We start from the raw sequence: 5,616 nt of genomic DNA, 5'->3' as shown, positions 1-5,616 counted from the left end.
TTTTTTCCGCTTTTTTTCATAAAAGCCTAAATAGGTAATGTCTAATGTAGCTATTTGCTGTCAATGTATTGTATTTTATAGTGATTAATCGTTTCAGCTCGCTTTATCTGAAGTTGGCTTTTAATTTGTGCTCCTTGATAACCCGCTGCAATAATCGATTGCACATCGACGTTACTGGCTAACGCATAGCAATGTTGTAAATATTCGGCTTGTGGATAGGGTGCTTGTTCAAATCCAGTTCGCCCTCTTAAGTCGCCATGACAACATAATAATAACTCTGTTAAGCGTTGTGGTTTTCGCCAAAAATCACCTTTATCAAATAGTTTGACGATGGTCTCTGCTCTTAGTTCAAACGCATTATGAATATTTTGGTGTTGGTCACTGACTAATAAAGCTAAATCACGGTATTCGTTTGGCACTCTAATTCGTGCGCAAAGCTTTTTAATGACCGGCAAGCCTTTTTGGCCGTGACCATGATGCTTAGGCCACTCTTGTTCTGGGGTTAACGCTTTCCCTAAGTCGTGAACCAGCGCGGCAAAACGTACCGCTTTATTGTCACTTAACAGACTAGTTTGCTCGAGAACCATGAGGGTGTGAATGCCAGTGTCTATTTCAGGATGCCATTTTTCAGGTTGCGGCACGCCAAACAACGCATCAACTTCAGGAAATAATACGATTAATGCCTGGCATTGCTTTAACACATCGAAGAAAACCTGCGGACTTTGGCTGCTTAATGCTTTATCACATTCTTGCCATACGCGTTCTGGGGTGAGGTGATCCAATTCACCACTATTAGCTATGTCGGTCATTAACTGTAAGGTTTCAGGTGCAATAGTAAACCCTAAGTGATGAAATCGAGCTGCAAAACGGGCCACACGTAACACGCGTAAAGGATCTTCAGTAAAGGCATCTGACACATGGCGAAGTATTTTAGCGTTAATATCTGCGATACCGTGGAACGGGTCCGTCAATGTGCCGTGCTCATCTTGTGCGATGGCATTAATGGTTAAATCACGGCGTAATAAGTCTTCGGTGAGAGTGACATCTTTGTTGGCATCACAACTAAAACCTTGATAGCCATAACCGGTTTTCCGTTCTGTTCTAGCTAGTGCATATTCTTGCTGAGTTTTAGGGTGTAAAAAAACAGGGAAGTCTTTACCGACTTGCTGATAACCCAATGCGAGCATTTCTTCTACGCTGCTGCCAACAACCACATAATCTTTATCAACGACAGTTTGTTTAAGAAGGGTATCGCGTACGGCCCCACCTACTAAATAAATCTTCATGGCGTATCACAACGTGTAATAATAAGTAGCTTAAATCTTATCAGAGTTAGATTTTTACGGCTAACTTTTGACAAGCTGTCATACAAGCATTAACGTGAGCCGTCAGTTTCAAATAAGGATTTTTGGTCGAATGTATAAAGCCTTCTATGGATTAAACGATAACCCATTTTCTATCGCGCCTAACCCTCATTATATGTTCTTAAGTGACCGTCATCGTGAGGCGTTGGCTCATTTAACCTACGGCCTTGGTGAAACCGGTGGTTTTGTATTATTAACGGGTGAAGTCGGCACTGGAAAAACCACTGTTTCTCGCTGTTTATTACAACAAATCCCCGATAATACCGATACCGCGTTTATTCTTAATCCATCATTGACTGAGCTTGAACTCTTGGCCACCCTATGTGATGAGCTAGAAATTAAGTATGGTGATAATCCGACGTTAAAGCAGCTGACAGATTTAATCAGCATGTACTTACTGAATAATCACAAAAATGGTCGTAATACGGTGCTGATTATTGATGAAGCACAGCATCTGCGTTCTGAAGTATTAGAACAGCTGCGTTTGTTGACCAATCTAGAAACCAACACCAAAAAACTGCTGCAAGTGATTTTGATTGGCCAGCCCGAATTACAACAACTGCTAAAGCGCCAAGACTTACGTCAGTTAGCGCAGCGGATCACTGCTCGCTATCATTTACTGCCGCTAAATAAAGATGAAATTGCTTTATATGTGCTGCATCGTTTGCAGGTGGCTGGTAGGCATGAGCCTTTATTTACGCGTAAAGCGATAACCGCGTTGCATAAACATTCTGGCGGTATTCCGCGTTTAACCAACTTATTATGTGAACGTGCATTAATGGCTGGCTATGGGCAAGCTAAGGTTCCGATCGATCATAAAATGGTTAATCAAGCGGCTGTCGAAGTATTGGGTGATATTGATGTACCTGGCGATAAACGCTGGCCATTTATTGCCGCTACAGCGTTAGTGCTCGCTTTTGGTTTATCATTCTATCTGTTTAATCGCTCAGCCATTGAAAACAATATGAGTGCCAATGCGGCGATAGCAGATGTTCAAGCGCAATCTAGCCTAGTCAATCAAACGCCTGCATCTATGCCAAGTCAGACAAACCAAGCTGCACAAACTCAGCCTCAGCAAGTTCAAGTAGCAACTCCAGTTGCCAATGCACAACAACAAATTATGCGTCAAGCCATGCTACAAAGTAGTAGCATTGATAATGCCTTTGCCGGATTATTCGGCTTGTGGAATAAACAACCTATTATCGGCTTGTCTGCTTGTCAGGCGGCACAACAACAAGATTTAGCCTGTTACCAGCAACAAGGTAATTGGCACAGTATTATGCGCCTTAATTACCCTGCGGTTGCTTACTTGCAAGACGCACAAGCGAACGTATTTTATGGTGTAATTGTTGAGCGTCAAGCCGAGCAGATCCTACTGCAATTAGGCGAGCAACAGTTTTGGGTGAATAAAGATTGGTTTGATCGCCACTTTAGCGGCACCTTCGAAATTTTGTGGCAACCAGACAGTATCTTACCGCGAGAAATTGGCCAGTCTTCTAGTTTGGCGCAAGTACAATGGCTTGAAAATAGCTTAGCGTTAGTTAACAAACGACGTGCACGACTACTGACACAGTTTGATAGTGAATTAGAGCAACAATTAATGACTTTTCAACGTCAACATGGTTTAAAACCAGACGGTATAGCAGGCAATCAGACTTTGGTGCAACTTAACTTATATTTGAGCCAGCAAGGCCCACGTTTAAGTGCCTCTGAGGTGCGCAGTTAATGTCAATTTTATTAGATGCGGTTAACCGTAAAAAGCAGCAACAAGGTGATGTTGTCGATATTATGTCGACGCAGCCGCCTCAATATACATCGAAATCTAACAGCTCAAATAAGTTGAATAAGTATAGTCTATTGGCCGTAGCCATTGCCTTGGGTATTGGCGCTGCATGGGGGATGAGTGTGCTATTACAGTCACCATCAACATCGTTAACGACTGTCCAACCCAGTGGCGCTAATGCACTGCAAGCTGTCACGACCCCTGTCACTGTTACGTCAAATAAAGCAGCTGAAGCATCGACCGTTAAAAAATATGAACCCGCAGTGCAAAGTAACGATGATATTCGTTTAGCGGGTAAGGTGGCATTGCCTATTGCCAAACCGTTCAATACGAATGTAATGAACACGCAAGCAGCAAGTTATAATAACAATGGTTACGCTGAGTCTTCTGGTGTGAATGAATTATACCTGCAAGAAAATGATGGGCAGCGCAGTTTTCAACAAGCTAACTCTCAACAATTCAACTCTCAGCAAACCGGTTCTGAACAGGTTAATTATCAAAGTGAGCAAGATAGCAGAGTTGATGAATATCAAACACAAGAGAACAATCGTCAACAGGCACAGCTGCGAGAAGCGATTGTATTGGGTGCTAAAGCTAATCGCCGAGGTTTAGCTGAGCTTGAAGCATTGCGCTTGCAAGTGAATGCTGCCGCAGAAGACGTCGATTTCGCCTCTGTTAAAGCACCATCAAATAATGAACATAATAATTTGATTGCTGCATTTGAAACGGCGCTTAAAGACGTTGAATATGAACAGTCGGCTAATCAACAAGTGACGTCAGCAAAATTAGATCCTATTCCTCGACCTTCAAATCAGCAAATCCCTAAGTATGGTGACTTACCCGCGAGCGTGCAGTTACAAGTACCCGAGTTTAATATTAATGCCCATGTATATTCGACAGAACCAAGTAACCGTTGGTTAAGTGTCGATGGGGTTGAATTACAGCAGGGCGATATGATTAAGAATAAGCTGACGATTGTAGAAATACGACCTCGAGATATCGTACTAGAAATTGACGGCGAGCAATTTAGAGTGCCAGCAATTTAGAGCGGTTTAACGTTAAGTCTATGTTGACATGTAACAGACAAAACAAAGGCGCTATTAGCGCCTTTGTTTTATTTGAAAAATCGTAATATTAGCCGTGAATGTTATTGGCTAAAAACAGCGTTAATCCATAACCTATGCAGTAGCATAATAGTAATGCTGGAACATATTTTAAGTAGCTTACAAATGTTAGTTCTTCAACTTTACTCATCGCGATGATGCCTGACGCCGAGCCGATGATTAATAACGATCCGCCTACACCAACCGAATAGGTTAAGCCTAACCATTGCGCTGTTGTCAGTACAGGATCCGCTTTTAATAACGCTGCGGTTAATGGCACGTTGTCTAATAGTGCAGAGCCTACACCGGTAAAGAAGTTAGAAATGCTTGGGTTATACATGCCATAGACTTCAGTTAATAGGTTAAGTGTACCAATCTCTTTAAGCATACCAACCAGTAACAAGATACCTAAGAAGAACAGTAGGGTGTCGAACTCAACTTGGCGAATGTATTCTAATACTTGAACTTCTTCGGTTTTACTCTTGTTAGTGCGACCCACCAAGAACATTACCGATAAGCCAAATAAGAAAGTTAATACAGGAGGAACGCCAAATAGCACGTTAAGTACCATGGTTAATACTATGGTGGTGAAGAAAATTACTCCGATGACAATATCAACGGTATTGTAATTTTGCTCAATTGGAGTCGTACTCACATGACCTTCAGCTTTGAGAGAAAACAATATTGCTAGGAGCATGACGCTAATGCCTGCAGGAATAAACAGGATTAACAACTCAGAAATATGCACTTTACCGGCAAGGAAAATCATCAAAGTAGTGACATCGCCTGTGATTAAAGCAACCCCGCCAGAGTTCACCGCAAAGATAATGAGCACTGCCATACGGCGACGCATTTGTTTGTCTAAATTAAAGGTTGTTAGTAAACCTAATGACACGAGGGTGGCAGTCACGTTGTCACAAAAAGTCGACAGCACTAACGAAAACATCCCCACTTGGATCATCAACATGCGAACAGACACTTGCTGTGGAAATATTTTTTGCACCAATACTTGGATCATGCCTTTAGCATTTAGGTAAGCAACAAAGGTCATAGTTGACATTAAAAACAGCCATAATGTGGCAATTTCTAATAAGTTTTCATTGAGTTCTTCACCCACGAGTTTACTTTTTTCTGGGCTGCCAGAAGCAATAAACAAGGTGATCCAAGCTATACAGCCAAGGAACAAGGTGGTTTTGGCTTTATTAATATGGGTAACTTCTTCGAGCACGATACTTAACAGCGCAAGCACTGCAAGTGAGATGAGAAAGGTATGTAGCATGACTGCAATTCCAACTTTGTGTTGTAGGTAATCAACATCATTACCATGAATTTTTGCTAACCTAATTCAGTCTTTATTTTAAGGTTG

4 protein-coding genes are annotated in these 5,616 nt (G+C 41.8%); 2 read left to right on the top strand and 2 right to left on the bottom strand.

Annotated elements, in window-relative coordinates:
- Positions 1-50: 50 nt before the first annotated feature.
- Positions 51-1,286: a multifunctional CCA addition/repair protein gene (locus tag CXF78_RS12275; protein ID WP_102036949.1), complete on the bottom strand. Its 1,236-nt coding sequence runs from the start codon at positions 1,284-1,286 to the stop codon at positions 51-53.
- A 130-nt stretch (positions 1,287-1,416) separates the two neighbouring features.
- Between CXF78_RS12275 and CXF78_RS12270 the strand changes: the two genes are divergently transcribed.
- Both CXF78_RS12270 and CXF78_RS12265 read left to right on the top strand, forming a co-directional pair.
- Positions 1,417-3,090, top strand: a complete 1,674-nt coding sequence (locus CXF78_RS12270) for an ExeA family protein (RefSeq protein WP_102036948.1) — start codon at positions 1,417-1,419, stop codon at positions 3,088-3,090.
- A complete protein-coding gene (locus CXF78_RS12265; RefSeq protein ID WP_102036947.1) occupies positions 3,090-4,193 on the top strand; it encodes a general secretion pathway protein GspB in 1,104 nt (367 codons plus the stop codon). Before CXF78_RS12270 ends, CXF78_RS12265 begins: the two co-directional genes overlap by 1 nt.
- A gap of 88 nt (positions 4,194-4,281) precedes the next feature.
- On the opposite strand, the gene nhaD is transcribed toward CXF78_RS12265, so the two are convergent.
- Complete coding sequence (gene nhaD / locus CXF78_RS12260; RefSeq protein WP_011638429.1) at positions 4,282-5,529, bottom strand: sodium:proton antiporter NhaD; 1,248 nt, start codon at positions 5,527-5,529, stop codon at positions 4,282-4,284.
- Between the last annotated feature and the right edge of the window lie 87 nt (positions 5,530-5,616).

It is taken from the genome of Shewanella sp. 11B5, from assembly GCF_002836795.1.
GTDB classification, from domain to species: Bacteria; Pseudomonadota; Gammaproteobacteria; order Enterobacterales; family Shewanellaceae; genus Shewanella; species Shewanella frigidimarina.
Note: the sequence above shows the minus strand (reverse complement) of the source record. Positions and strands in the feature narration are given on the sequence as shown.